1 protein-coding gene and 1 pseudogene are annotated in these 1,051 nt (G+C 45.4%); both read right to left on the minus strand.

Going from position 1 to position 1,051, the window contains the following annotated elements; all coding sequences use genetic code 11:
* A pseudogene (htrC, locus tag ACWHAR_RS23030) lies at positions 1-392 on the minus strand (serine protease HtrC); the annotation flags it as partial.
* Between the two features lie 81 nt (positions 393-473).
* A partial coding sequence (locus tag ACWHAR_RS23035) for an MBL fold metallo-hydrolase (RefSeq protein WP_452087941.1) occupies positions 474-1,051 on the minus strand: 578 nt, incomplete at its 5' end.

The following is a 1,051-nucleotide window of genomic DNA, read 5'->3' on the forward strand; positions in this document are numbered from 1 at the left end:
ATGACATGATGGTTTGTCACGACATAAGCGGAATGGTCATTTTTCTTATAGATGACGCCTGAGCCGCTCCCAGCCTCGCCGCTCTCTCCCCAAATATCTGATTTTTGGATGTTCACAACACCGACAACGGCGGGCGACACATTGCTGACAATCTTGGTGGCGGCATTGTTGACACTGACATTCACCGTCCTGATTGATTCCCGGCCGTTGTTGTTTTGCTGCTGATCTAAGACGCCTGTATCCAGCCCTTCATTTGAAAGGTACGGCATGATAAACGCCATTAATACGGCACCGACAATCACGCCAATCAGACTCGAAAGAAAATATCCTTTTTTGCTTCTCTTTGGCTGTTCAGGAGTAGTATGTTCTTCCTCACGTTCATAATTCACCATATTCCATCCTTTCCAAGAACGTTAATATGGTTATATTGTGGGTTAAAAACTCCTAGAATAGTCATGATTTACATAGAAAAATTATACAGCACAAAGCGGAGTGGCCTTCTTCGGATCGGTGTCATATAAGTCAAATGTCTCACCCGTCACAAATCCTTTAGAAGCCAATGTCTGCTGCACAGACATTCTTGCCAGCTCCTTCATGTTGTTGTCCTGGCTCAAATGCGCCAGGTAAATACGAGACGTCTCATCGCCAATGACATCCGTCATCGCCAAGGCAGCATCTTCATTTGACACGTGCCCGACGTCACTTAAAATCCGCCGCTTAATGCTCCATGGGTATCTTCCCATTTGCAGCATACCGACATCGTGATTGCTTTCAAACACAAATACATTCGCTGAACGGATAATGCCTTTCATCCGGTCGCTGACATATCCCGTATCTGTCATTAACGCGAGCTTTCGGCCGTTATAATGGAATACATAAAACATCGGTTCCGCCGCATCGTGGGAAACGCCAAACGATTCAACATCAAGTCCGCCGAACGATTTCACCGTCTCCATTGGAAATACAAACTTTTGATCGGTGTCAATTTTGCCAATTTGATTCTCCATCGCTTTCCAAGTCTTCTCATTCGCATAGATCGGAAGCTTGTACT

The organism is Bacillus sp. LR--39, assembly GCF_053613335.1.